22 protein-coding genes and 3 tRNA genes are annotated in these 23,848 nt (G+C 77.9%); 10 read left to right on the top strand and 15 right to left on the bottom strand.

Features of this window, described 5'->3' with window-relative positions; all coding sequences use genetic code 11:
- Positions 1-14 precede the first annotated feature (14 nt).
- The 4 genes from rpmG to ACRYMN_RS16780 all read right to left on the bottom strand — a co-directional run bounded on the left by rpmG (position 15) and on the right by ACRYMN_RS16780 (position 671).
- Complete coding sequence (gene rpmG / locus ACRYMN_RS16795) at positions 15-182, bottom strand: 50S ribosomal protein L33 (protein WP_012085006.1); 168 nt, start codon at positions 180-182, stop codon at positions 15-17.
- A gap of 147 nt (positions 183-329) precedes the next feature.
- Positions 330-402, bottom strand: a tRNA-Met gene (locus ACRYMN_RS16790).
- 32 nt (positions 403-434) lie between these two features.
- Positions 435-506, bottom strand: a tRNA-Thr gene (locus ACRYMN_RS16785).
- A gap of 83 nt (positions 507-589) precedes the next feature.
- Positions 590-671: transfer RNA gene (locus ACRYMN_RS16780), tRNA-Tyr, on the bottom strand.
- Between the two features lie 97 nt (positions 672-768).
- Between ACRYMN_RS16780 and ACRYMN_RS16775 the strand changes: the two genes are divergently transcribed.
- The gene (locus ACRYMN_RS16775) at positions 769-1,260 is read left to right on the top strand and encodes a YajQ family cyclic di-GMP-binding protein (protein ID WP_432497501.1); all 492 of its coding nucleotides are present in this window, start codon (positions 769-771) and stop codon (positions 1,258-1,260) included.
- Complete coding sequence (locus ACRYMN_RS16770; protein ID WP_432497498.1) at positions 1,257-2,210, top strand: alpha/beta hydrolase; 954 nt, start codon at positions 1,257-1,259, stop codon at positions 2,208-2,210. Before ACRYMN_RS16775 ends, ACRYMN_RS16770 begins: the two co-directional genes overlap by 4 nt.
- A gap of 90 nt (positions 2,211-2,300) precedes the next feature.
- Here ACRYMN_RS16770 and htpX read toward each other — a convergent pair whose 3' ends face one another.
- The 4 genes from htpX to ACRYMN_RS16750 all read right to left on the bottom strand — a co-directional run bounded on the left by htpX (position 2,301) and on the right by ACRYMN_RS16750 (position 6,488).
- The gene (htpX, locus tag ACRYMN_RS16765; RefSeq protein WP_432497496.1) at positions 2,301-3,182 is read right to left on the bottom strand and encodes a zinc metalloprotease HtpX; all 882 of its coding nucleotides are present in this window, start codon (positions 3,180-3,182) and stop codon (positions 2,301-2,303) included.
- 108 nt (positions 3,183-3,290) lie between these two features.
- Positions 3,291-4,268 carry an electron transfer flavoprotein subunit alpha/FixB family protein gene (locus tag ACRYMN_RS16760; RefSeq protein ID WP_432497494.1) on the bottom strand — a complete coding sequence of 326 codons (978 nt, stop codon included), beginning with the start codon at positions 4,266-4,268 and terminating at the stop codon, positions 3,291-3,293.
- Positions 4,265-5,086: an electron transfer flavoprotein subunit beta/FixA family protein gene (locus ACRYMN_RS16755; RefSeq protein WP_432497491.1), complete on the bottom strand. Its 822-nt coding sequence runs from the start codon at positions 5,084-5,086 to the stop codon at positions 4,265-4,267. Before ACRYMN_RS16755 ends, ACRYMN_RS16760 begins: the two co-directional genes overlap by 4 nt.
- A 1-nt stretch (position 5,087) precedes the next feature.
- The gene (locus ACRYMN_RS16750; protein ID WP_432497489.1) at positions 5,088-6,488 is read right to left on the bottom strand and encodes an FAD-dependent oxidoreductase; all 1,401 of its coding nucleotides are present in this window, start codon (positions 6,486-6,488) and stop codon (positions 5,088-5,090) included.
- Positions 6,489-6,593: 105 nt separating this feature from the next.
- Here ACRYMN_RS16750 and rarD point away from each other — a divergent pair, with 105 nt between their 5' ends.
- Positions 6,594-7,577, top strand: a complete 984-nt coding sequence (gene rarD / locus ACRYMN_RS16745) for an EamA family transporter RarD (RefSeq protein ID WP_432497487.1) — start codon at positions 6,594-6,596, stop codon at positions 7,575-7,577.
- Positions 7,578-7,991: 414 nt separating this feature from the next.
- On the opposite strand, the gene ACRYMN_RS16740 is transcribed toward rarD, so the two are convergent.
- The 3 genes from ACRYMN_RS16740 to ACRYMN_RS16730 form a co-directional block, all read right to left on the bottom strand.
- A complete protein-coding gene (locus tag ACRYMN_RS16740; protein WP_432497484.1) occupies positions 7,992-9,044 on the bottom strand; it encodes a polyprenyl synthetase family protein in 1,053 nt (350 codons plus the stop codon).
- Between the two features lie 47 nt (positions 9,045-9,091).
- A complete protein-coding gene (locus ACRYMN_RS16735; protein ID WP_432497482.1) occupies positions 9,092-10,417 on the bottom strand; it encodes a geranylgeranyl reductase family protein in 1,326 nt (441 codons plus the stop codon).
- Between the two features lie 64 nt (positions 10,418-10,481).
- Entirely contained in the window at positions 10,482-11,195 is a 714-nt protein-coding gene (locus ACRYMN_RS16730; RefSeq protein WP_432497480.1) for a demethylmenaquinone methyltransferase, read from the bottom strand.
- A gap of 141 nt (positions 11,196-11,336) precedes the next feature.
- Between ACRYMN_RS16730 and dhaK the strand changes: the two genes are divergently transcribed.
- From dhaK to dhaM, 3 genes are read left to right on the top strand one after another with little or no spacing between them, the layout of a single operon-like run.
- Entirely contained in the window at positions 11,337-12,332 is a 996-nt protein-coding gene (gene dhaK / locus ACRYMN_RS16725) for a dihydroxyacetone kinase subunit DhaK (RefSeq protein WP_432497478.1), read from the top strand.
- The gene (gene dhaL / locus ACRYMN_RS16720; RefSeq protein ID WP_432497475.1) at positions 12,329-13,018 is read left to right on the top strand and encodes a dihydroxyacetone kinase subunit DhaL; all 690 of its coding nucleotides are present in this window, start codon (positions 12,329-12,331) and stop codon (positions 13,016-13,018) included. Before dhaK ends, dhaL begins: the two co-directional genes overlap by 4 nt.
- Positions 13,015-13,419 carry a dihydroxyacetone kinase phosphoryl donor subunit DhaM gene (gene dhaM, locus ACRYMN_RS16715; RefSeq protein WP_432497473.1) on the top strand — a complete coding sequence of 135 codons (405 nt, stop codon included), beginning with the start codon at positions 13,015-13,017 and terminating at the stop codon, positions 13,417-13,419. The genes dhaL and dhaM overlap by 4 nt, the downstream gene beginning before the upstream one ends.
- A 19-nt stretch (positions 13,420-13,438) precedes the next feature.
- Here the strand turns inward: dhaM and ACRYMN_RS16710 are convergent, their stop codons facing one another.
- The gene (locus ACRYMN_RS16710; protein ID WP_432497471.1) at positions 13,439-14,530 is read right to left on the bottom strand and encodes an acyltransferase family protein; all 1,092 of its coding nucleotides are present in this window, start codon (positions 14,528-14,530) and stop codon (positions 13,439-13,441) included.
- 142 nt (positions 14,531-14,672) lie between these two features.
- On the bottom strand, positions 14,673-16,379 hold the full coding sequence (gene menD / locus ACRYMN_RS16705; protein ID WP_432497469.1) for a 2-succinyl-5-enolpyruvyl-6-hydroxy-3-cyclohexene-1-carboxylic-acid synthase: 1,707 nt from the start codon (positions 16,377-16,379) through the stop codon (positions 14,673-14,675).
- A 63-nt stretch (positions 16,380-16,442) separates the two neighbouring features.
- Here menD and ACRYMN_RS16700 point away from each other — a divergent pair, with 63 nt between their 5' ends.
- Positions 16,443-16,874, top strand: a complete 432-nt coding sequence (locus ACRYMN_RS16700) for a PaaI family thioesterase (protein WP_432497466.1) — start codon at positions 16,443-16,445, stop codon at positions 16,872-16,874.
- A 9-nt stretch (positions 16,875-16,883) separates the two neighbouring features.
- Here ACRYMN_RS16700 and ACRYMN_RS16695 read toward each other — a convergent pair whose 3' ends face one another.
- Positions 16,884-17,960 carry an o-succinylbenzoate synthase gene (locus ACRYMN_RS16695; RefSeq protein WP_432497464.1) on the bottom strand — a complete coding sequence of 359 codons (1,077 nt, stop codon included), beginning with the start codon at positions 17,958-17,960 and terminating at the stop codon, positions 16,884-16,886.
- A 94-nt stretch (positions 17,961-18,054) separates the two neighbouring features.
- Between ACRYMN_RS16695 and ACRYMN_RS16690 the strand changes: the two genes are divergently transcribed.
- The gene (locus tag ACRYMN_RS16690; RefSeq protein ID WP_432497462.1) at positions 18,055-18,996 is read left to right on the top strand and encodes a 1,4-dihydroxy-2-naphthoyl-CoA synthase; all 942 of its coding nucleotides are present in this window, start codon (positions 18,055-18,057) and stop codon (positions 18,994-18,996) included.
- 428 nt (positions 18,997-19,424) lie between these two features.
- On the opposite strand, the gene ACRYMN_RS16685 is transcribed toward ACRYMN_RS16690, so the two are convergent.
- Complete coding sequence (locus tag ACRYMN_RS16685; RefSeq protein ID WP_432497459.1) at positions 19,425-21,785, bottom strand: putative bifunctional diguanylate cyclase/phosphodiesterase; 2,361 nt, start codon at positions 21,783-21,785, stop codon at positions 19,425-19,427.
- A gap of 238 nt (positions 21,786-22,023) precedes the next feature.
- Between ACRYMN_RS16685 and menE the strand changes: the two genes are divergently transcribed.
- Positions 22,024-23,331, top strand: coding sequence for an o-succinylbenzoate--CoA ligase (menE, locus tag ACRYMN_RS16680; protein WP_432497457.1), 1,308 nt, complete (start codon positions 22,024-22,026; stop codon positions 23,329-23,331).
- Positions 23,332-23,421: 90 nt separating this feature from the next.
- Positions 23,422-23,682, top strand: coding sequence for a PLDc N-terminal domain-containing protein (locus tag ACRYMN_RS16675; protein WP_432497454.1), 261 nt, complete (start codon positions 23,422-23,424; stop codon positions 23,680-23,682).
- Positions 23,683-23,848 lie beyond the last annotated feature (166 nt).

Raw genomic sequence — 23,848 nt, 5'->3', positions numbered from 1 at the left:
CGGCGAGCCGGGGGTCAGCGGGTCTCGCGGTGCGTGGTCTTCTTGCCGCAGCGGGGGCAGAACTTCGCCAGGTCGAGCCGGTCGGGGTCGTTGCGCCGGTTCTTCTTGGTGATGTAGTTCCGCTCCTTGCACTCGGTGCACGCCATCGTGATCTTCGGGCGGACGTCGGTGGTCTTGGCCACGGCGGGTTGCCTCTTCCTGAACTGGTCTCCTGCGGGCTGCTCCAGCACCGCGGTCCGCACCAGGGTACGCGACCGGGCACCCGGACCACGACGCAGCACGAGCGGCCACCCGGTGCCGGGTGGCCGCTCGTGGCGGTGCGCTGTCCGTAGCGGAGGCCGGACTTGAACCGACGACACAGCGATTATGAGCCGCTTGCTCTACCAACTGAGCTACTCCGCCGCGCGCCGGCGGGGTGAGCCGCAGGCGCGGAGAGCCCCGATCGAGGATTGAACTCGAGACCTCTTCCTTACCAAGGAAGTGCTCTACCACTGAGCTATCGGGGCGTGCTCGCCGCTCGCGCGGCGTGAGGTTCACCCTACACGCCGCGACCCGGGCCCGTCGCCGGGCCCGGGTCGCGCTCGCGACGTGGCGGGTGATGGATTCGAACCAACGTAGGCAAAGCCGACGGATTTACAATCCGCTCCCTTTGGCCGCTCGGGCAACCCGCCGTGCCCCCGGCGTGGCCGGGTGCGAGTGAGAGGATAGCAAGGTCTCGCGGCCGCCACGAACACGGCCGAACGCACCACCCCGGAGGGATCAGCACCCGTGCCCAGCGAGTCCTCGTTCGACGTCGTCAGCAAGGTCGACCGGCAGGAGGTCGACAACGCCCTGAACCAGGCCGCCAAGGAGATCTCCCAGCGCTACGACTTCAAGGGCACCGACGCCTCGGTGCGCTGGAGCGGCGAGAGCATCGTCATGGTCGCCAGCTCCGAGGACCGGGTCAACGCCGTCCTGGACGTGCTGCAGACCAAGCTGGTCAAGCGGGGGGTCTCCCTCAAGGCGCTGGACACCTCCGAGCCGGTGCCCTCCGGCAAGGAGCACCGCATCACCGCCACCCTTAAGGAGGGCCTGGCGCAGGACGTCGCCAAGAAGATCGGCAAGATCGTGCGCGACGAGGGCCCCAAGGGCGTCAAGACCCAGCTGACCGGCGACGAGGTGCGCGTCAGCGCCAAGAGCCGCGACGACCTCCAGGCCGTCATCGCGCTGCTGAAGGCCGCCGACCTGGACGTGGCCCTGCAGTTCGTCAACTACCGGTGAGCGCGCGGGCCACCGCGCGCCGGGCCGTGCTGGCCGGCGCCGCGGCGCTGGGCCTGGCGGCGTGCTCCGGCGGCGAGGGGGGTCCCGGGCCGGGCCCCTCCTCCAGCGCCGCCCCCGACCCCGTCCGCACGCCCTCGCGCGAGGACCGCACGCCCGTGCCCGCCGGGCTGGGCGAGGAGCTGCGCTCGGAGCTGCGCTACGGCGAGCACCCGCGGCAGGTCTCGGACCTGTGGCTGCCCGGGGGCGAGCGCCGCGACGCGCTGGTGGTGCTCGTGCACGGCGGCGGCTGGGGCGCCGAGACCGACCGGCGCGACGTCAACGACCTCGTGGCCGACCTCGTGCTCGGCGGCTGGCCGGTGCTGAACACCGACTACCGCGGCGTCGGCGGCGGCGGGGGGTGGCCCACCACCTTCACCGACGTGGCCACCGCCGTGGACCTGGCCGCGCGCGCGGCCGCCGAGGCCGGCCTGGAGGGGGTGCCGGTGGCCCTGGTGGGGCACTCCGCCGGCGGGCACCTGGCGTTCTGGGCCGCCGCGCGCCACCGGCTGCCCGCCGGGGCCCCGGGCGCCGACCCGCTGGTGCGCCCGGTGTTCGCGGCCTCCATGGCCGGGGTGCTCAACCCGACCCTGCTGGGCGAGCGGGACGCCCCCGAGGGCGACCCGAACGTGCGCGCCGTCTTCGGCGGCCCGCCCGAGGAGGTCTACGAGCACTACGCGGTGGGCGACCCGACGCTGCTGGTGCCGCTGGGGGTGCCGCTGAGCGTGGTGCACGGCACGGCCGACGCGACGGTGCCGTCCTGGCAGGCGCGCACCTTCACCGACGCGGCCACCGCCGCCGGGGACGACGTGCGCCTGGAGCTGCTCGACGGCGTCGGGCACGCCGACCCGCTGGACCCCTCCGGCAGCACCTGGCCGCTCGTGCGCGCGCGGCTGGAGGAGGTGCTGGGCTGATGAGGCCCCGCCCCCCCGGCCGGCGGCGTCGGCCGGGGGACCCCGGCCGGGAGAGCCCCCCGGGGGTTGCCCCGTGGTGCCGCGGGCGCCTCAGCGGCGGTAGCCGGCCATCGCCTCCAGCCGCGCGATGCGCTCGGCCATCGGCGGGTGGGTGGAGAACAGCCGGCTGAAGCCCTGCGCCCGGAACGGGTTGGCGATCATCATGTGGCTGGCGTTGACCAGCTCGCGCTCGGGCGGCAGGGGCAGGCGGCGGATGTCCAGCTCCAGCTTGCGCAGCGCCGAGGCCAGCGCCAGCGGGTCGCCGGTCAGGCGGGCGCCGTCCTCGTCGGCGTCGTACTCGCGGGTGCGCGAGATGGCCAGCTGGACGACGCCGGCGGCCAGCGGGGCGGCCAGGGACAGCAGCAGCACCGCGAAGGGGTTGGCGCGCCCCTCGCCGTCGCGGCCGGCGCCGAAGAAGGCGCCGAACTGCGCGAACTGCGCGATCGAGGTGATCACGCCGGCCAGCGCGCCGGCCACCGAGGAGGTGAGGATGTCGCGGTTGTACACGTGCTGCAGCTCGTGGCCCAGCACGCCGCGCAGCTCCCGCTCGTCGAGCAGGCGCAGGATGCCCTCGGTGCAGCACACGGCCGCGTTCTCGGGGTTGCGGCCGGTGGCGAAGGCGTTGGGTGCCATCGTGGGCGAGACGTACAGGCGCGGCACCGGCTGGTGCGCGCGGGTGGACAGCTCGCGCACGATGCGGTGCAGGACCGGCTGCTCGGCCTCGGAGACCGGCCGGGCGCGCATGGCGCGGATGGCCAGCTTGTCGGAGTTCCAGTAGCCGTACGCCGAGGTGCCCAGGCCGATCAGGACGAAGACCCACAGCAGGCTCGCGCTGCGCAGGGCCGAGGCCAGCAGGCCGCCGAGCAGCAGCAGGACCGCCCAGATCGCCCCGAAGAGCACCGCGGTCTTCAGGCCGTTGTGGTGACGGTGCATGCGCTGCCCTCGCCCTCCCCGCTCGGTGCCGCGCACCTCCCGGTGCGCCACGGGTGCAACGCGCCGCCCCGGGTGCGCGTTCCGCACCCGGGGCCGGGCGGGCGGTCCTCAGCCGCGGCGGCGGCGGATCTCCGCGCTCAGCGCGGGCAGCACCTCGGTGAGGTCGCCGACGACGCCGTAGTCGGCGAACTCGAAGATCGGCGCGTCGGGGTCCTCGTTGACGGCCACGACCGTCACCGAGGCGTCCATGCCGCCGCGGTGGTGCACCGCGCCGGAGACGCCCGCGCCCACGTACAGCCGCGGGCTGATCGTCACGCCCGTCTGCCCGACCTGCGCCTCGTGGCCGATCCAGCCCTCGTCGGTGGCCACGCGGGTGGCGCCGACGGCGCCGCCGAGGACGTCGGCGAGCTCCTCCACGGGCGCGAAGTCGCCGTCGGTGCCGCGGCCGCCGACGACGACGACCTCCGCCTCGGCCAGCGCCGGGCGGTCGCCGCGCGGGCGCGGGGCGCGCGAGAGCAGCTGCACCGCGCGCGCGGCCGCGGAGGCCTGCACGCGGTGCTCGACGACGACCGGGTCGGCGGCGCGCTCGACGCCGGCGGCGCGCACGGCGTGCGGCTTGACGGTGACCACCGCCAGCGGCGCGGTGACGGCGCAGCGGGTGGCCCAGGACCCGGCGAGCACGGCCTTGCCGGCCACGACGCGCCCGTCGGCGCCGACCTCGACGGTGGTGGCGTCGGTGACCACGCCGGCGCCGGCGAGCACCGCCAGGCGGGCGGCGACCTCCTTGCCCTCGAAGGTGGAGGCCACCAGCAGCAGGGAGGTCTCGACCCGCTCGAGCACGGCGCGCAGGGCGTCGACCGTGGCGGCGGTCAGGTGCGCGTCGGCGCCCTCGACGGCGACGACGTGCGCGGTGCCCACGCCGTGGCCGCCCAGCACCTGCGCGGCGGCCGGGCCCCAGCCGTCGCCGACCCACGCGGCGTGCACCTCGCCGCCGGCGGCGACGGAGCGCGCCAGCGTGAGCAGCTCGGGGACCGTGGAGTGCGGCTGCGGGCCCTCGTGGTCGACGAGGACGAGGACGTTCGTCACGCGAAACCCTTCTGCGACAGGTAGTCCGCGAGCGCCGCGGCCGTGGCGGCGGGGTCGTCGGCGCTGACGACGACGCGGTCGGGGCGCTCCGGGCGCGGGCGGGCCTCGACGACGCGGGTGCTCGAGCCGTCCAGGCCGACGGTGGCGGGGTCCACGCCGAGCTCGGCCAGCGACAGGGTGGTCACCGGGGCCTTGCGGGCGGCGAGGATGCCCTTGAACGCGGGGAAGCGGGCCCGGAACGCCTGGTCGGTGACCGACAGCACCGCCGGCAGCGGCGCGCGCAGCTCCTCCGCGTCGCGGGAGGTCTCCCGGCGCACGGTGAGGGTGCGCCCGGCCGGGTCCAGCTCGACGCGGTCGGCGAGGGTGAGCTGGGGCAGCTCCAGCAGCGCGGCCAGCGCCGCGGGCACCAGCGAGGTCAGCCCGTCCAGGCCGGCCATGCCGGCCACGACCACGTCCACCGGCCGCTGCGCGTCCAGGTGGCGCACGGCCGCGGCCAGCACGCGCGCGGTGGCGAGGGCGTCGGAGCCGGCCACGGCGTCGTCGACGACGTGCACGGCCGTGGTCGCGCCCATCGCCAGCCCGCGGCGCAGCGCCTCCACGGCGTGCGCGGGACCGACGGTGAGCACGGTGACGTCGTGGGCCGGCTCGCCCTCGGCCGGCGGGTGCGCCTCGACGAGCCGCAGGCCCGCCTCCAGGGCGTCCTCGTCCAGCTCGTTGAGGGTGTCGTCGCTGCCGCCGCGGGCCAGCAGGCCGTCCTCGCGGAAGGAGCGGGCCGACTGGATGTCGGGGACGTGCTTGACGCAGACGACGACGCGCACCTCAGGCGCCGCTCTCGGCGTCGGCCAGCACCCGGCGCGAGTACCTGATCATGTCCTCGCGCGGCACGACCTTCACGCGCTCGCGCCCGTGCGGGGCGCCCAGGGCGCGCTCGTAGGCGTCCAGGACCTCCCAGTCGGTCCAGGTGAGCACGTCCACGCCCTTGGCGCGCAGCGTCTCCAGGACGGCCTCCGGGTCGGGCTCGGCCGCGGGGGCGAACCCGGCGGCGTCGGCGACGAGGTGGCGCACCGTCTCGGAGGCGTCGGACTTGGTGTGCCCGATGAGGCCGACCGGGCCGCGCTTGATCCAGCCGGTGCAGTACACGCCGGTGAGGGTCTCGCCCTCGGGGGTCCGCACGCGGCCCTCGTGGTTGGGGATGACGCCCTTGACGTCGTCGAAGGGCAGCCCGGGCAGCGGCGAGCCGAAGTAGCCGACGGCGCGGTAGACGGCCTGCACCTCCCAGGTGTGGAACTCCCCGGTGCCCTCGACGGTGCCGTCGCCGGTCAGGCGGGTGCGCTCGGTGCGCAGGGCGCTGACGTGCCCGTCGGTGCCGACGATCTCCACGGGCGCGTGCAGGAAGTGCAGGTGGATGCGCCGCGAGGCGGTGCCGTCGCCCTCCTTCAGCGTCCAGTCCGTGAGGGTCTTGACGACCTGCTTGGTCTGGTTGGAGGAGTCGATCGCGGCCATCGAGCCCTCGTCGAACTCGAAGTCCTCCGGGTCGACGAGGACGTCGACGTCGGGCACGTGGCCCAGCTCGCGCAGCTCCAGCGGCGAGAACTTCACCTGCGCGGGGCCGCGGCGGGCGAAGACGTGCACGTCGGTGACCTTCGAGGCCTCCAGGCCGCGGTGCACGTTGTCCGGGATCTCGGTGGGCAGCAGGTCCTCGGCGTGCTTGGCGAGCATGCGCGCCACGTCCAGGGCGACGTTGCCGGCGCCCAGGACGGCGACGGTGGAGGCCTCCAGCGGCCACTCGCGCGGGTAGTCGGGGTGCCCGTCGTACCAGGAGACGAAGTCCGCGGCGCCGTAGCTCTCCGGCAGGTCCACGCCCGGCACCGCCAGGGGGGCGTCCTTGATGGAGCCGGTGGAGAAGACGACCGCGTCGTAGTGGCGGCGCAGCTCCTCGAGCGTGACGTCGGTGCCGAAGTCCACGTTGGTCAGCAGGCGGATGTCGCCGCGGCCGAGCACCTTCTCCAGCGCGACGATGATCTGCTTGATGCGCGGGTGGTCCGGGGCCACGCCGTAGCGCACCAGGCCGAACGGCGCGGGGAGGCGCTCGATGAGGTCGATGCTCACGCCCTCGAAGCCCGTGGCGGACAGGTCGGCCTTGGAGAGGATGTCCGAGGCGTAGATGCCCGCCGGCCCGGCTCCGACGACGGCCACGCGCAGCGCACGCTGGGTGCTCACGGGATCAGGTGTCCTTCGTCTCGACGTCGGGGGTCGACTGCTCAGGGGACTGCTCAGGCAAGCCTAATGCCACGGCGCCGCAGCGCCGGACGGCAGCATGGCGGTGTGACGAGCACCCCGGGACCCGCGCGCGCCACCCCGGCCCCCCCGCCCGCAGCGGCGCCCGACGGGCGCCGCGCGCGCGCCGGGGTGCTCGCCGGCGCCGGCGCCTACGTCGCCTGGGGCGCGTTCCCGTTCTACTTCCACGCCCTGCTGCCCACCGGGGCGCTGGAGCTGCTGGCGCAGCGGGTGGTGTGGTCCCTGGCGCTGTCGGTGCTGCTGCTGAGCGCGCTGCGCCGGTGGGGGCCGGTGCTGCGGGTGCTGCGCACCCCGGCGCAGCTGCGGCTGCTGGCGGTCGCCGCCGCCGCGATCGCGGTCAACTGGGGCGTGTACGGGCTGGCGGTGACCACCGGGCACGTGCTGGAGGCCTCGCTGGGGTACTTCGTCAACCCGCTGGTCACCGTGCTGCTGGGAGTGCTCGTGCTGCGCGAGCGGCTGCGGCGCGCGCAGTGGGCGGCGCTGGCCGTGGGCACCGCCGCGGTCGTCGTCATCGGCGTCGACCTGGGCCGGCTGCCGTGGATGGCGCTGGTGCTGGCGCTCTCCTTCGGCTCCTACGGGCTGCTGAAGAACCGCCTGGCGCGCGCGGGGGCGGGCGTGGACCCGCTGACGGGGCTGACGGTGGAGACCGGGGTGCTGCTGGTGCCGGCGGTCGCGGCGCTGGTCTGGATCGGCGCCTCGGGCCGCTCCACCTTCACCGCCGGCGGCGCCGACCACGTCGTGCTGACCGTGCTGGCGGGCCCGGCCACGCTGGGGCCGCTGCTGCTCTTCGCGCTGGCCGCCGGGCGGGTGCCGCTGACGACCATCGGCCTGCTGCAGTACGCCACCCCGGTGCTGCAGTTCCTGGCCGCGCTCGCGCTGGGCGAGACGATGCCCGCCTCGCGCTGGGCCGGCTTCGCGCTGGTGTGGGCGGCGCTGGCGCTGCTGACGGCCGACGCGCTGGGCGCGCAGCGCCGCCGGCGCCCGCGCGCGGCGGTGCCGGACCCCGTCTGACGGCCCCGACGGCTCCGACGGCCCCGTCGGCCCCGCCGGCCGGGCCGGCCGGGCCGGGTGGCGCGGGCGCCGGCGAGCGCCAGCAGCAGGCCGGCCGCGGCCACGGCCAGGGCGGGGGCGCGCCCGACCAGCGTGCTCAGCGCGACGGCCAGGGCGCTGCAGCCCAGGGCGCCGGCGAGCAGGGCGGGCCCGCCGCGCGGCGGGCGCGGGCCGCGGGCGCGGGCGGTGGCTCGGTGTCGGCTGGGCACGGTGGGCGATCCTGGCGCGCCCGGGGGCCGCGGAGCGCCCGCGGCGGCGGGGACCACCCGTGCGGGTGCGCGGTGCTCACCCGGCGCGCGGCTGCGCGCACCGCCCGCTCGCGGCGCCGCGCGCTCGAGGCGCCGCGGGCTCGAGGGGCGCCGGTGCGGCGCCGGCTCAGCCGACGCGGTCGGCGACCGAGCCCGCGTAGACCTCCAGCGCCCGGCGCGCCGGGCACTCGGGCAGGCCCGCCAGGTGGGCGGTGGCGCGCTCGGCCCACCGGCGCGCGGTCGCGCGCGCCTGCGCCGTGGCCGGGTGCGCCGCCAGGGCCCGCACGGCGCGGGCCAGGACGTCGTCGTCGCCGAGGTGGCCGGAGTCCAGCAGCGCCACCACGCGCGCGGCGTCCGCGTCGCCCTCGGCGGCGGCCCGGCGCGCCAGCAGCACCGGCAGGGTGGGCACGCCCTCGCGCAGGTCGGTGCCCGGGCGCTTGCCCGAGTCGCCGACGTCGCTGGTGAGGTCGAGCACGTCGTCGGCCAGCTGGAAGGCCACGCCGACGTCCTCGCCGTAGCGCACCATGGCGCGCACCACCTCGGGGGCGGCGCCGGCGAACTGCGCGCCGAAGCGCCCGGCGGTGGCGATGAGCGAGGCGGTCTTGTCGCTGAGCACGGACAGGTGGTGCGCCACCGGGTCCTCGTCCGGGCGCGGGCCGACCGTCTCGTGCAGCTGGCCCAGGCACAGCCGCTCGAAGGTCTGCGCCTGCACCCGCACCGCCTCCGGGCCCAGCCCGGCGACGACGTTGGAGGCGCGCGCGAAGAGCAGGTCGCCGGTGAGGATGGCGACGTTGTTGCCCCACACGCGCTGCGCCGCCGGCGCCCCGCGCCGCGTGGGCGCGGAGTCCATGACGTCGTCGTGGTATAGCGAGGCCAGGTGCGTCAGCTCCACGACCACCGCGGCGTCGACGACCTCCGGGCGCGAGGCGTCGCCGAAGTGGGCCCCGAGCAGGGTGAGCATCGGGCGCACGCGCTTGCCGCCGGCCTGCACCAGGTGGCGGGAGGCGGCGTCGGCCAGCGGGTCGGTGTTGCCCACCGCCGCGCGCAGGTGGTCCTCGACGACCTCCAGGCCCGCGCGCAGGGCGGACTCCAGGCCCGGGTCCGCCGTCGGCAGCCCCGCGCCCGTGCTCGTCGCCACCGGTCCCACGACTCCCCCGGTACCCCTCACGTCGCTCCTCACGCGTCGCTCCTCACGTGGCGTTCCTCACGTGGCGTTCCCCACGTCCGTCACGCGGCCGGAGCCAGTCGCTGCAGCGCCACGACCACGCGGTCGGCGGCGTCCTTCGAGGTGGGGTCGGCCAGGTTCGCCAGCAGCTTGACCACCAGGTCCATCAGCCGCGGCCGCGGCAGGCCGAAGCGCGTGGCCACGCGCATGACCTCCGGGTGGCCGATGAGGGCGACGAAGGCGCGCCCCAGCGTGAAGTAGCCGCCCAGCTCCGCGCGCAGCGCGGCCGGGTAGCCGTGCAGGGCGCGCTCGCGCCCGCGCTCACCGGGCGCGTCCAGGGCGCGGTCGACGACGTCGGCGGCCAGGCGCGCGGACTGCATCGCGTAGGCGATGCCCTCGCCGTTGAACGGGTTGACCATCCCGCCGGCGTCGCCGAGCAGCAGCAGCCCGCGCGTGTAGTGCGGGGTGCGGTTGAAGGCCATCGGCAGCGCCGCTCCGCGCACCTCCCCCACCTGGTGCTCGGGCTCGAAGCCCCACTCCGGCGGCATCGAGGCCAGCCAGCGGCGCAGCAGGTCGCGGTAGTCCACCTCGCCGGAGCCGGCGTCGGCCTTGAGCACGCCCAGGCCGACGTTGCTGGTGCCGTCGCCCACGCCGAAGACCCAGCCGTAGCCGGGCAGCAGCTCGTGCGGGCGCGCGCCCGGCTCGCGCAGCTCCAGCCAGCTCTCCATCCAGTCGTCGTCGTGGCGCCGGCTGCGGAAGTAGGTGCGCACCGCCACGCCCAGGGGGCGGTCCTCGCGCCGGTGCAGGCCCATCGCCAGCGCCAGGCGGCTGCCCACCCCGTCGGCGGCCACGACCACGGGGGCGCGGTGCTCGCGCTCCTCGCCGGCGCGCCGGCCGCGCTCGTCCACCGGGCGCGCGCGCACGCCCACGACCTGCCCGGTGCGCTCGTCCAGGACGGGGCCGGTGACCGAGGTGCGCTCGAGCACCTCGGCCCCGCCGGCGCGGGCGTGCTCGGCCAGCGCCTGGTCGAAGCGGGCGCGGGTGCGCACCAGCCCGTGGGCGGGGAAGTCGGTGATCTCCGGCCAGGGCACCTCCAGGCGCACCCCGCCGCCGAGCAGGCGCAGGCCCTTGTTGCGGATCCAGCCGTCCTCGGCGGGGGTGGGCAGGCCCAGCAGCTCGATCTCGCGGGTGGCGCGCGGGGTCAGGCCGTCGCCGCAGACCTTCTCGCGGGGGAAGGAGCCCTTCTCCAGCACCAGCACCCGCCGCCCGGCCGCGGCCAGGTGGCGCGCCAGGGTGGAGCCGGCCGGCCCGGCGCCGACGACGAGGACGTCGGCGTCCTGCTCCGCGCGCTGGGCGGCGCGCCGCGCGCCACCGGTCTCGACCGCCACGTGGTCCTCCGTCGTCCCAGCTCGTGAAAAGCTTCACGAGCTCCTCGAGTGTAGTTCGCGGCGCTCAGGCCGACGCGCGCACGGCCCGGTGCAGCGCGACCACGCCCGCCGACAGGTCGCGCCACTGCACCGCGCCCCAGCCGGCCGCGCCGATGCGCGCGGCCAGCGCGCGCTGGTCCGGCCAGGCGTCGATGGACTCCATGAGGTAGCCGTAGGCCTCGCCGTGGGAGCTGACCAGGCGCGCCACCCGCGGCAGGCCGTGGTGCAGGTAGGCGCCGTAGGCGCGGCGCACCAGCGGGTGCGGCGGGGTGGAGAACTCGCACACCACCAGCCGCCCGCCCGGGCGCACCACGCGCGCCACCTCCCGCAGCGCGGTGTCGACGTCGACGACGTTGCGCAGGCCGAAGGAGATCGTCACCGCGTCGAAGGCGCCGTCGGCGAACGGCAGGCGCGTGGCGTCGCCGGCGGTGAAGGGCAGGTCCGGGCGGCGGCGCTTGCCGGTGCGCAGCATGCCCAGGGAGAAGTCGCACGGCACCACGCGCACGCCGCGGTCGGCGAACGGCTCGCTGGAGGTGCCGGTGCCCGCGGCGAGGTCCAGCACCAGCTCGCCGGGGCGGGCGTCCACCGCGCGCACCACCGCGCGCCGCCACAGCCGGTCCTGGCCGGCGGAGAGGACGTCGTTGGTCACGTCGTAGCGCGGCGCGACGTCGTCGAACATCGCCGAGACCTGGCGCGGGCGCTTCGTCAGGTCGGCCAGCTCGCGCCCGGGGGGAGTCACGGCACCATCCTCCCAGGTCCGCGCGCCCGCTCCCCGACGGGCCGTTGACACGCCCGGCGGGCCTGCCTAGCTTCCTGCGTGACGTCGGCGCGGACGTCCTCCCGGCACGGCCGCCGCCGGCCCGACCCGAGGAGCCCCACGATGACGAAGCTGCTCAACGACCCCGCCGACGCCGTCCCCGACGCCCTGCGCGGCCTGGCCCTGGCCCACCCCGAGCTCGCCGTCGACGTCGGCGCGCGGGTGGTCTCGCGCGCCGGCGGCACCCGCCCCGGCAAGGTGGGCCTGGTCTCCGGCGGGGGCTCCGGGCACGAGCCCCTGCACGCCGGCTTCGTCGGCCACGGCATGCTCGACGCGGCCGCCTGCGGGGCGGTGTTCACCTCCCCCGTGCCCGACCAGGTCCTCGCCGCGACCCGCGCCGCCTCCGGCGGGGCGGGCGTGCTGCACGTGGTGAAGAACTACACCGGCGACGTGCTCAACTTCCGCATGGCCGCCGAGCTGGCCGACGACGACGGCATCGCGGTGGAGACCGTGCTCGTCGACGACGACGTGGCCGTCACCGACAGCACCTACACCGCCGGGCGCCGCGGCACCGGCGCCACCCTGTTCGTGGAGAAGGTCGTCGGCGCGGCCGCCGAGGAGGGCCTGCTGCTGGGCGAGCTGGCCGCCCTGGGCCGCGAGGTGGTGCAGCGCTCGCGCAGCTTCGGCGTGGCCCTGAGCGCCTGCACCGTGCCCGGCTCCGACAAGCCCGGCTTCGAGCTGGAGCCCGGGCGCATGGAGGTCGGCATCGGCATCCACGGCGAGCCCGGGCGCGAGCAGGTGCCGGTGGGCACCGCCCGCGAGATCGCCGCGATCAGCGTGGGCGCCATCGCCGACGACGCCCCCCTGGGCGGTGAGGACGTGCTCGTCCTGGTCAACGGCACCGGCGCCACGCCGCTGCTGGAGCTGCAGGTGCTGGCCGCCGACGTGCACGCGGCCGTGCAGGAGCGCGGCGCGCGGGTGGTGCGCATGCTCGTGGGCGACTACGTCACCAGCCTGGAGATGGCCGGGGCCATGGTCTCGGTGTGCCGGCTCGACGAGCGCCTGACCCGGCTGTGGGACGCCCCCGTGGCCACCCCCGCGCTGCGCTGGGGCCGGTGAGCGCGGTGGCCCCCGACGCTCCCACGGCCCCCGGCGCGCTCGACGCCCTCGACGCGGCGGCGGCGCGCGCCTGGCTGGAGCGCTTCGCCGCCCTGGTGGCCGAGCGCGCCGGGGAGCTGACGGACCTGGACCGCCCGATCGGCGATTCCGACCACGGCGTGAACCTGCACCGCGGCACCGAGGCGGTGCGCGCCGCGCTCGCCGGGCCCGGCGCGGGCGCCACCACGCCCGGGGAGGTCCTCGCGGCGGCCGGGCGCACCCTGGTCAGCACCGTCGGCGGCGCCAGCGGCCCGCTGTTCGGCACCGCGCTGCGCCGCGCCGGCAAGGCCCTGGGCGACGCCCCGGCGGCCGACGCGGCCGCGCTGGCGGCGGCCCTGCGCGCGGCGCTGGAGGGGGTGGTGGGCCTGGGCGGGGCGAGCGCGGGCGACGCGACGATGGTCGACGCGCTCGAGCCGGCCGTCGTGGAGCTCGAGCGGGCCGCCGCCCGCGGTGCCGGTGCGGCCGCCGCCGCGCGCGCCGCCGCCGGCGCCGCGGGTGCCGGCGCCGCCTCCACCGTGCCGCTGGTGGCCCGCAAGGGCCGCGCCAGCTACCTGGGCCCGCGCAGCGCCGGGCACCTGGACCCCGGGGCGCGCTCGGTGGAGCTGCTGGTGGGGGCGCTGGCCGAGGTGCTCGAGGGTTCCGCGTGAGCGCCCCGGTGCACCTGGTGCTGCTCTCGCACAGCGCGCGGGCGGCCGCCGGGGTGGCCGAGCTGGCCGGTCAGGTCGCCGGGGACCCGCGGCGGGTGCACGCCGTCGGCGGCACCGCCGACGGCGGCTTGGGCACGAGCGTGGACGCCCTGGACGAGGCGTGCCGCGAGGCGCTGGCGGCGGGCGCGGACGTGGCCGTGCTCGTCGACCTGGGCAGCGCGGTGCTCACCGCCCGGGCGTGGCTGGCGGAGCTGGAGGGCGACGAGCCGGCGCGGGTGCGCCTGGTGGACGCGCCGTTCCTGGAGGGCGCGGTGGCCGCGGCGGTGACGGCGGCCACCGGCGCCGGCCTGGACGGGGTCGTCGCCCAGGCCGAGCTGGCCCGCGGGATGCGCAAGCTCTGAGGCGGCCGGCCCCCGGCGGTCAGGCCCGGGCGCCGGCGGGCCGGGGCCGACGGGTCAGCGCCGCGGGGGCGGCCATCAGCCAGGGCACCCGGGCCAGCGGACCGCGCAGCGCGTAGCCGACGAGGACGGCGACGAGCGCCAGCGCCGGCGGCAGCAGCAGCCGCACCGGGCCGGGCAGCTCCCCCGGGGCCAGCAGGCGCACGGCCCGGGCCAGCGCGGCGAGCACCAGCACGTGGGTGACGTACACGGGCAGGGTGGAGCGGCCCAGGGCCAGCAGCGGGGTGCGCGGCCACCAGCGCACCAGCAGCGCGCAGCAGGCCACCGCGGCGGCGGTGCCCAGCGCGCCGCGCACCAGCGGCACGCCGGGCACCAGGTGCAGGTCCAGCCGGCCGACCACGCCGGCGAAGAGCAGGTAGCCGACGAGCAGGGCGGCGGTGGTGAGCGGGCGCACGCGCTCGCCCAGGGCGGTCAGCACCCGCCGGCCGTGCACGCCGGCGAGGAAGAAGACGAGGTTGGCCAGGGTGTCGTCGAGCCCCCAGCTGCCCGTGGCCAGCCAGCCGGCGCCCACGAGCACCGACAGCACCGCCGCGCCGGCCAGCGGCACCGCGGCGGGCAGGCGGCGGGTGGCCAGCGCCACGAGGGCGTGCAGCACGAGCGCGTACAGGTACCACAGCTCCGTGTCGGGCAGGACGAGCGTGGTGGCGAGGTCGCGGGCGCCGTCGGCCTGGCCCCAGTCCGGCCACGGCCCGGCGGCGAAGAAGGCGGTGGTGACCACCAGCCACACGACGAAGAGCCACGCGCTGGGCACCACCCGGCGGCGCAGCGCCTCGCCCCACGGGCGGGCCAGCGCCGAGGCGGCGAACAGGCCCGAGACGGCGAAGAACAGCGGCATGCGCGCGCCCACGATGAGGCTGTTGAAGGCGTTCCACTCGGCGCTGGAGTGCCCGGCGACCTCCACGAAGATCGTCGCGTGGGTCAGCACCACCAGCGCGATGGCCGCGCCCTTGCCCGCGTCGGCCCACGCCACCCGCGGCGACGCCGACGCGCCGCGCGGACGGGGCAGCACCCCGTCCGCGCCCGTCGTGCCCGCGCTCGTCCCGGTCGTGCTCACTGGGCCTCCCCCGCTGTGCGCCGGCCGGTGGGGACCGACCCTGACGCGACGGAAGGTAGGGGTGCGCGGGCCCGCCCACAAGCCCCGTGCGGGTGCCCGGCTCAGCCCGCTCTCAGCTGCGCGCGCCGCGGGTCGGGCCGGCTCAGCCGGCGGCGACGGCGGCGCGCACCGCGTCCGTGACGCGCTGCGCACGGGCGGCGACCTCGGGTCGCGGCACGCGCAGCTCGACCACCCGCAGGCCCGACGGGCGCGCCGCGATCTCGGCGGCCGCCCGCGCCGGCGAGGCCGCCCGCACGTGCGCCACCCCCGAGGCCGCGCACAGCGCCGCCACGTCCACCCCGTGCGGGGTGGCCACCACCCGCTCGAAGGTGGTGCGCGGCACCGCCGCGGCGTGCTCGAGCGTCTCGAAGATGCCGCCGCCGTCGTCGTTGACGAGCACCACCGTCAGGTCCGGGCGCTCCTCGCCCACCACGGGCAGCAGCGCGTTGGCGTCGTGCAGGAAGGCCAGGTCGCCCACGAGCAGGCGCGCGCCGCCGCGGCGGGCCAGCGCCACGCCCGAGGCGGTGGCCAGGGTGCCGTCGATGCCGGCCAGGCCGCGGTTGGAGACCGTGGGCACCCCCGCCGGGCGCGCGGCCAGGTCCGCGTCGCGCACCGGGTTGCTGGCGGCCACCACGAACGCCGCGCCGTCCGCGGCGCACGCGGCCACCGCCTGGCGCGCCGCCCACGGGCCGCTGAGCGCGCCGGCGGCGGCCTCGGCGTCCAGCAGCGCGTCGACGGCGTCGGCGGCGAGCTTGCCCGCGCGCGCCCAGCGGGCGGAGAACTCCAGCTCCCGCTCGCCGGGGGGCCCGGCCACCGCCGCCGCCGGCAGCACCTGCGCGGCGCGGAAGCCGGCGTCGGGCCAGCGCCCGGAGGCGCTGACGACGACGAGCTCGACGTCGTCGCGCGCCAGCAGGCGGCTGACCGGGCGCGAGAGCGTGGGGTGGCCGAAGACGACGACGCGCTCGGCGGCGTCCAGCGGGCCCTCGGCGTCGGCGGCGCCCAGCAGCAGCCGGTAGGGGCCCACCGCCTGCGACCCGCCGCGCGCGCCGGAGCTGGGCTCGGCCAGCAGCGGCCAGCCGGCGTCCTCGGCCAGCGCCCGCGCGGCCGCGCCCACCGACGGGTGCGGGGCGTCGCCGGCCAGCACGAGGGTGCGCGGGCCGCGCGGCAGCAGCACCGGCGCCGGCGCCGGCAGCGGCTGCACGCGCGCCAGGCCCGCGCCGCCGGCCGGCGCCGCGCCCGGGGAGGGCGTCAGCGGCTCGGCGAAGGCGACGTTGACGTGCGCGGGGCCCGCGCCCTCCCCGCGCGCGCCGCGGGCCGCGGCGGCCGCGCGGGCGACCACCGAGCGCCACGCGGGCGCCTGCCGGGCCGGGTCCACCGGCGCGGGCACGTCGGCGGAGAAGCGCACCGAGGGCAGGAACAGGCGCGCCTGGGCGTCGGCGGTCTGGCTGGCGCCGGAGCCGCGCAGCTCGTGGGGGCGGTCGGCGGAGAGCACCAGCAGCGGCACGCCCGCGTGGGAGGCCTCCAGCACCGCCGGGTGCAGGTTCGCCACCGCGGTGCCGCTGGTGGTGACCACCGCCACCAGCGGGTCCCGCCCGTCCGTCAGCGCACCGCGCGCCAGGCCCAGGGCCAGGAACCCGGCGCTGCGCTCGTCCACGCGCACGTGCAGCTGCAGGCGCCCGGCGTCGGCGGCGGCCGCGGCCGCGTACGCCAGGGGCGCGCTGCGCGAGCCGGGCGAGAGGACGAGGTGGCGCAGGCCCAGGGAGACCAGCGCGTCGACGAGGACCGTCGCGAGCGCGGTCGAGGGGTTCACCCCCCCATTGGACCCCCTGCCGGGCCCCGCCACGCGCCCGGGGACGTGTGGCAGCCTCCCGGTGTGAGCGAGAGCACGCGGCCGCTGCCGTCCCTGGAGGAGCTGCTGGCGGTCCTCCCGCCCGGCGGGCTGGTCGAGCGGCTGGGCATCGAGTTCGTCGAGGCGAGCCCGCAGCGGCTGGTGGCCACGATGCCGGTGGAGGGCAACACGCAGGTCGCCGGGCTGCTGCACGGCGGGGCCTCCTGCGCGCTGGCGGAGACGCTGGGCTCCATCGGCGCGCTGCTGCACGTGTGGCCCGGCGGGCAGGCGCTGGGCACCGACCTCAACGCCACCCACCACCGCTCGGCCTCCTCCGGGCTGGTCACCGGCACCGCCACGGCGATCTCGCTGGGGCGCACCCTGTGCAGCCACGAGGTGGTCGTCACCGACGAGGCCGGCCGGCGGCTGTGCACCGCGCGCATCACCAACCTGGTGCGCCCGGCGCCCGGCGCCTGAGCGGGGCGCTCAGCCGCGCCCCGCACCCCCCGCCCCGTCCGCGGTGCCCGCCCCGTCCGCGGTGCCCGCCAGGACCGCGCGGCACGCGGCCAGGCGCTCGCGCCACCACGCCCCGCGCGCGGCGGGGGCGCGGTGCGCGGCCAGCAGGTCCTCCTCCGCGCGCGCCGGGCCCACCGCCAGCGTGCCGCCGACCGGCAGCAGCGGCTCGGCGGTGACGTCGGCGGCCAGCAGCGCGCCGGTGCCCAGGCCGCACGCGAACGGCAGGCGCGGCAGCGCCGCGGCCAGCGCCGCGCCCGCGGCCAGGCCCACGGAGGTGTCCAGCGCGCTGGAGACCACCACGGGCAGCCCGCACGCCGCGGCCACCGCCAGGGCCGGGCGCACCCCGCCCAGCGGCGCCACCTTCACCACGACGACGTCGGCGGCCTCCAGCCCCGCCACCCGCAGCGGGTCCTCCGCCTTGCGCACGCTCTCGTCCGCGGCCAGGAGCACGGGCGCGCCGGCGCGCGCCAGGCGGCGGCGCAGCTCGGCCATCCCCTCCAGCGTCGCGCACGGCTGCTCGGCGTACTCCAGGCCGCTCTCGCCGAGGGCCCCCAGCGCCCGCTCGGCCTCGTCCACGCCCCACGCGCCGTTGGCGTCCACCCGCACCCGCCCGCCGGGGCCGAGCACCTCGCGCACCGCGCGCACCCGGGCGACGTCCTCGGCCAGGCGCTGCGCGAACGGCGCGCCGCGCTCGGCGACCTTCACCTTCGCGGTGCGGCAGCCGGGGAAGCGCGCCAGCACCGCCGGCACGTCGTGCGCCGGGACGGCCGGGACGGTGGCGTTGACCTCCACCCGCTCGCGCCGCGGCGCCGGCGGCCCCACCCACGCGGCCTCGACCGCGGCGGCCAGCCAGCGCGCGGACTCCCCGGGCCCGTACTCGGTGAAGGGCGCGAACTCCCCCCACCCGGCCGGCCCGCGCAGCAGCAGCGCCTCGCGCTCGGTCAGCCCGCGGAAGCGCCGGCGCAGCGGCAGGCGCACCACCCGCGCGGCGTCGAGCAGGTCCCCCAGCGGCGGCAGCGGCGGGGCGGTCCCCGCGTCCTGGTCCACCGCGCCATCCTGCCCCGGCCCGCGGCGCCACCCCGGGCGGGCCGTGCGGGCCGCGGGAGCGGGGCCGCCGGGCCGGAGCCGTAGGGTCGGGCACGTGTCGGCCCTGGACGGTGTCAGCGAGACCTTCGACCCCTCGGCGTGGGCGCGGGTGCCCGGCTTCGAGGACCTCACCGACGTCACCTACCACCGCTGCGTGCGCCCCGGCCGCGAGCGCGGCACCGTGCGCATCGCCTTCGACCGCCCCGAGGTGCGCAACGCCTTCCGCCCGCGCACCGTCGACGAGCTCGCCCGCGCCCTCGACCACGCCCGCCGCACCCCCGACGTCGGCTGCGTGCTGCTCACCGGCAACGGCCCCAGCCCGAAGGACGGCGGCTGGGCGTTCTGCTCCGGCGGCGACCAGCGCGTCCGCGGCCGCTCCGGCTACCAGTACGCCGAGGGCGAGACCGCCGACACCGTCGACGAGGTGCGCGCGAAGGCCGAGGGCGGGCGCCTGCACGTGCTGGAGGTGCAGCGCCTCATCCGCTTCATGCCCAAGGTCGTCATCGCCGTCGTGCCCGGCTGGGCCGCCGGCGGCGGGCACTCCCTGCACGTCGTCGCCGACCTCACCCTCGCCAGCGCCGAGCACGCCCGCTTCAAGCAGACCGACGCCGACGTCGGCTCCTTCGACGCCGGCTACGGCTCCGCCTACCTCGCCCGCCAGGTCGGGCAGAAGTTCGCCCGCGAGGTCTTCTTCCTCGGCCGCCCCTACACCGCCCAGCAGGCCCACGAGATGGGCATGGTCAACGCCGTCGTCCCGCACGCCGAGCTGGAGGCCACGGCCCTGCAGTGGGCCGCCGAGGTCAACGGCAAGTCCCCCACCGCGCAGCGGATGCTGAAGTTCGCCTTCAACGCCGTCGACGACGGCATGGTCGGCCAGCAGGTCTTCGCCGGGGAGGCCACCCGGCTGGCGTACATGACCGACGAGGCCGTCGAGGGCCGCGACGCCTTCCTCGCCAAGCGCGAACCGGACTGGTCGCCGTACCCCTGGTACTTCTGACCCCCGGGTCCGTCCGGTTCGGCGCCCGTCCCGTTCGGCGCCCGTCGCGTCACCGTGGTCGAGGTGGCACCCGGGCGGTCGCGCGGTGCGGCGTCCGGGCTGCTCCGCCCGCGACCCGGCACCACCGCTCACCCGGGCGGCGCGGGGCGGGCTCCGGAGGCCCGGCCACCCCACCACCCGACCACCCTCCCCGCCGACCGCAGCACGTGCTCCAGCACGACACACCCAGGTGCGCTGAGAGGGTCCGCGGGGGGTGGGGGTGCCGGGCCTCCGGAGCCCGCGCCGAACGCCCCGCGAGGTGGTGCCGCCCCGGGAAGGGCGCGGGCGGAGCTGCCCGGCACCCGCACGCCCCGCGGGCCCGGCGACGCAGGCGACCCCGGTGACGGCACCGGACCCGGTGACGGGACCGGACCCCCGGCGGGACGGCTTCAGGCGCTGAGCGAGCGGACGTGGGGCCGGGCCAGGACGGCGTGCAGCTCCTGCAGCGGCAGCGGGCGGCAGTACAGGTGCCCCTGGGCGAGCGGGCAGCCCAGCTCGCGCAGGATCACGGCCTGCTCGGGGTGCTCGACGCCCTCGGCGACGATCGAGAGCCCCAGGGCCTGGCCCATCTTCACCATGCCCTCGACGAGGGCGCGGGCGGTGGGCTCGGTGGCGATGTCGCGCACGAAGCTGCGGTCGATCTTGAACGAGCCGAACGGGCCGTGGCGCAGGTAGCCGAGGGAGGAGAAGCCGGTGCCGAAGTCGTCGATGGTCAGCTGGGCGCCGGTCTCGGCCAGCTCGCGCAGGACCTCGACGCTGTCGTCGTCGATCATGACGGACTCGGTCATCTCCAGGTGCAGGCGGCACCCGCCGGCGGCGGCGAGGTCCACGGCGGCGGCGACCCGGGTGGTGAAGTCGGGGTGGCGCAGCTGCACGGGCGAGACGTTGACCATGAGGTCCAGGCCGCGCCCGGCGCGCAGGCGCACCTCGGCGGCGTCGCGGGCCACGGTGCGCAGGACGGCGTCGCCGATGCCGACGACGGTGCCGGAGCGCTCGGCGAGGCCGATGAACTCCTCCGGCCCCACGAGCGGCTCGCCGCCGCTGCGGTCGCGGCGCCAGCGCACCAGGGCCTCGACGCCGACGACCTCGGAGGTCGCCAGGTCCACGATGGGCTGGTAGTGCACGACGAAGGCGTCGGCGGGGGCCTGCTGGAGGTCCTCGACGACCTGCAGGCGGGCGATCTCCTCCTCCAGCAGCTCCGAGCGGAACTCCACCCAGCGGTTCTTGCCGGTGGCCTTGGCCCGGTACATGGCGGTGTCGGCGTTGCGCAGCAGGGTGCCGACGTCGTCGCCGGGGCGGGCGCGGGCGCAGCCGATGCTGCCCTGGGCGCGCACGACGTGCCCGCGCATGCGCACCTCCACGCGCAGCGCGGCCAGCACGCGCCGGCACAGGCCCTCCACGTCCAGGCACTGCGGCACGAGGACGGCGAACTCGTCGCCGCCCAGGCGCGCGACGGTGCTGCCGCCGCGCAGGGTGTCGCGCAGGCGGGTGCCCACCAGGCGCAGCAGCTCGTCGCCGGCCTCGTGGCCGAAGCGGTCGTTGACGCCCTTGAACCCGTCGAGGTCGAGGTAGAGCACGACGAGGCGGTCCAGGTGGGAGCCGGCGCGGGCGCGCTCGAGCTCCACGGCGAGGCGCTCGGTGAACTGCAGGCGGTTGGGCAGGCCGGTGACGACGTCGCGGCGGGCCAGCCCGTGCATCTCCTCGTTGGCGCCGACGCGGAAGAAGGCGGCCTCGCCGACGGAGGCGAGGGCCTCCAGGGCCTTCTCGTCGGCGGCGCGCTGGGCGGCGTCGCGCCGGCGCGGGGCGGTGACGTAGAGGACCACGCCCTCGCCGGCGACGACGGGCACGCCGATCTCGCCCTCGCCGGGGCCCACGGAGCGCACGGTGGCGGCCGGGGTGCCGGCGACCATGCGCGCGTGCTTGCTCAGGGCGCGGGCGAGGTCGTCGCGCCGGCCCTGGGTGTGCAGGGCGGTGGCGGCCTCGAAGAGGGCCTCGGTGCGCCGGGCGACGTCGCGGGTGGTGCGCAGGGCGCGGGTGGCGATGAGGGTGACGACCACGGGCACCACGAGCAGCGCGGCCGTCCAGGGCGCCAGCTCGTGGCGCACCATGCCGCCGAGGTAGCCGACGGCGCCGACGGCCAGGGAGGCGCCGCCGGCGAGCCAGGTGCCGGCGTGGGTCAGCTCGGCGCGCACGCCGGTGCGCTCCTGCACGGCGACGGAGACGGCCGAGACGAGCAGGTCGACGGCGAAGACGGCGCCGACGGCGGCGGTCACCGCCAGCAGCTCGCCGAGGTCGCCGCGCACGGCGATCGACCTGCCGTCCCCGCCGGCGCGCAGCAGGTGCAGCACGCCCACGGCGACGGGGGCGAAGAGCGAGCCGATGGAGGCGTTGTAGACGCGGCTGACCCAGCTCTTGCGCTGGGAGAGGTTGGTGGGCACCACGCACAGCACCCAGGCCAGCCACGCGGTCCACGTCTGCTGCCAGCACAGCAGGAAGATCAGCACGCCCACGTCGAACTGCACCTCGACGCCGGCGTGCTTGGTGTTGACCTGGAACGGGAAGCGGGTCATCAGCTGCACCAGGGGGAAGCCGACGAGCAGCGACCAGCCGAGGTCGCGCAGCGCCGCGGCGTCGGCGCCGCGCGCGAAGGCCAGGGCGGCGACCAGCGCGGCGCAGGCGGCGGCCAGGGCCACCGCGCCGTCGTAGACGACGCTGGCGACCGGGCGCCCGTCCTGGACCCTGATGCTCACCGTGCCCCGCTCTCTCCCCCGCCCGCGGGGCTCGTGAGCCCCGCCCGTGCGAGCGGAGCCATCCTGACACTCCGACAGCGGCTGGTCACGCTCCATGAGCAGACCCGCCGGGAAGTGCCTCCGTCCGGGGTGCTTCGGCGATCTCCACGCCCCGCTCAGGACGGACCGTGATTCTGTCACTACTGCGCGTCCACTCCGGACCACCTCGCGCGCCGCGGCGGCGACCTACGCTCACCCGGTGCCCGCCCCCGCCGCCCCGGCCGCACCCGCCGGGCCCACCCGCTCCGCCCGGCCGCTGCGCGCGCTGGAGGTGCCCGCCGGCCGCCGCGCGCTGGAGCTGCTGCCGCTGCTGGCCGAGGTCCTCGCCGGCCGCTCCGGAGCCGCCTGGCACCCCCACGCCGCCGGCACCGCCCCCCACCCGGCGCTGCGCACCGGCGAGCCGCTGGACCCGGGCGAGGACGACCCGGACGACCCCACCGCCGTCGTCGTGGCCACCTCCGGGTCCACCGGCACCCCCAAGGGCGCCCTGCTGGGCGCCGCCGCGCTGCGCGCCTCCGCCGCCGCCACCGCCCGCCGCCTCGCCGGCCCCGACGGCCCCGACGGCCCCGACGGCCCCGACGGCGGGACGGGCGCGGAGCAGTGGGTGCTGGCGCTGCCCGGGCACCACGTCGCCGGCCTGCAGGTGCTGCTGCGCTCGGTGCGCGCCGGCACCGAGCCCGTCGTCGTCGAGGGCGCCGGCGGCTTCGAGCCGGCCGCCTTCGCCGCCGCCACCGCCGCCTGCACCGCGCCGCGCCTGCTGACCTCCCTCGTGCCGACCCAGCTGGTGCGCCTGCTCGACGCCGGCGGCGCGGCCGTCGAGGCGCTCGCCGCGCACCACGCCGTCCTCGTCGGCGCGGCCGCCACCCCCGCGCCGCTGCTGGCGCGGGCCCGCGCCGCCGGGGTGCGGGTCGTCACCACCTACGGCTCCTCCGAGACGTGCGGGGGCTGCGTGTACGACGGGCGCCCCCTGGCGGGCGTGGGCGCCGCCGTGGAGGACGACGGGCGCCTGGTGCTCACCGGCCCGGTCGTCGCCCGCGGCTACCGCGGCGCCCCCGGCCACCCCTCCTTCCGCACCGCCCCCGACGGCACCCGCGCCTTCCGCACCGACGACGCCGCCGAGCTCGCCCGCGACGCGCACGGGGTGCTGGTGCGCGTCACCGGCCGCCTGGACGACCTCGTCACCACCGGCGGCCTGAAGGTGGCGCCCGCGCTCGTCGAGGACGCGCTGGCGGCCCTGCCCGGCGTCGCCGAGGCCGTCGTCGTCGGCGTGCCCGACGACGAGTGGGGCGAGCGCGTCGTGGCGGCCGTCGTGCCCGCCCCCGGGGCCGCGCCCACGCTGGCCGGGCTGCGCGCCGCCCTGCGCGGCCGGCTGGCCGCCCACGCCGCCCCCCGCCAGCTCCTCCTGCTCGACGCCCTGCCCCTGCGCGGGCCGGGCAAGCCCGACCGCGCCGCGCTGCGGGCGCGGGCCCTGGCCGAGGGGGCGGGCGGGACGCACCCCACCCGGTGAACGCGGCGGGAACCCGCGGGGTCGCCCGCTCGTCGTGCCGGTGTGGCTCCAGGACGGGGCCCGCGGAGGAGGTGTCGAGGAGTGCGCAGCGTGCTGCCGGTGCTCCTGGTGGTGGGGCTGACGGTGTACAGCGCGGTCAGCGTCCTGCAGGCCGACGGGGACGCGGTGCGCACCCTGCCCAAGTGGGGCTGGCTGGCCGTCGTCCTGCTGCTGCCGCTGGTGGGCGCCGTGGCCTACCTGCTGGCCGGCAGGCCCGTGCGCGGCACCGCCGGGCCCGCCGGCGGGGTGCGCGGCTACCGCCCGGGGCCCAAGGGGCCCGACGACGACGAGGACTTCCTGCGCGGCCTGTGACCGGTGCCGTCACCGCGACCGTGCCGTCACCGGGATCGTCTCGTCACCGTGGCCGGGGTGGCGGCCGGGCGGGCGCGCGGTGCGGTGGCCGGGCAGCTCCGCCCGCGACCTGGCACCAGCGCCCACCCGGGCGACGCGGGGCGGGCTCCGGAGGCCCGGCCACCGC

This window comes from Kineococcus gypseus (assembly GCF_050871305.1).
In the GTDB taxonomy this organism is placed as follows: domain Bacteria; phylum Actinomycetota; class Actinomycetes; order Actinomycetales; family Kineococcaceae; genus Kineococcus; species Kineococcus gypseus.
This window is presented reverse-complemented; position numbering and strand designations above follow the sequence as displayed.

What these genes read in the sequence shown, in the direction of transcription:
- htpX (WP_432497496.1), bottom strand. Translation starts at nt 3,182, where the DNA reads ATGCACCGTCACCACAACGGCCTGAAGACCGCGGTGCTCTTCGGGGCG.
- dhaK (WP_432497478.1), top strand. Translation starts at nt 11,337, where the DNA reads ATGACGAAGCTGCTCAACGACCCCGCCGACGCCGTCCCCGACGCCCTG.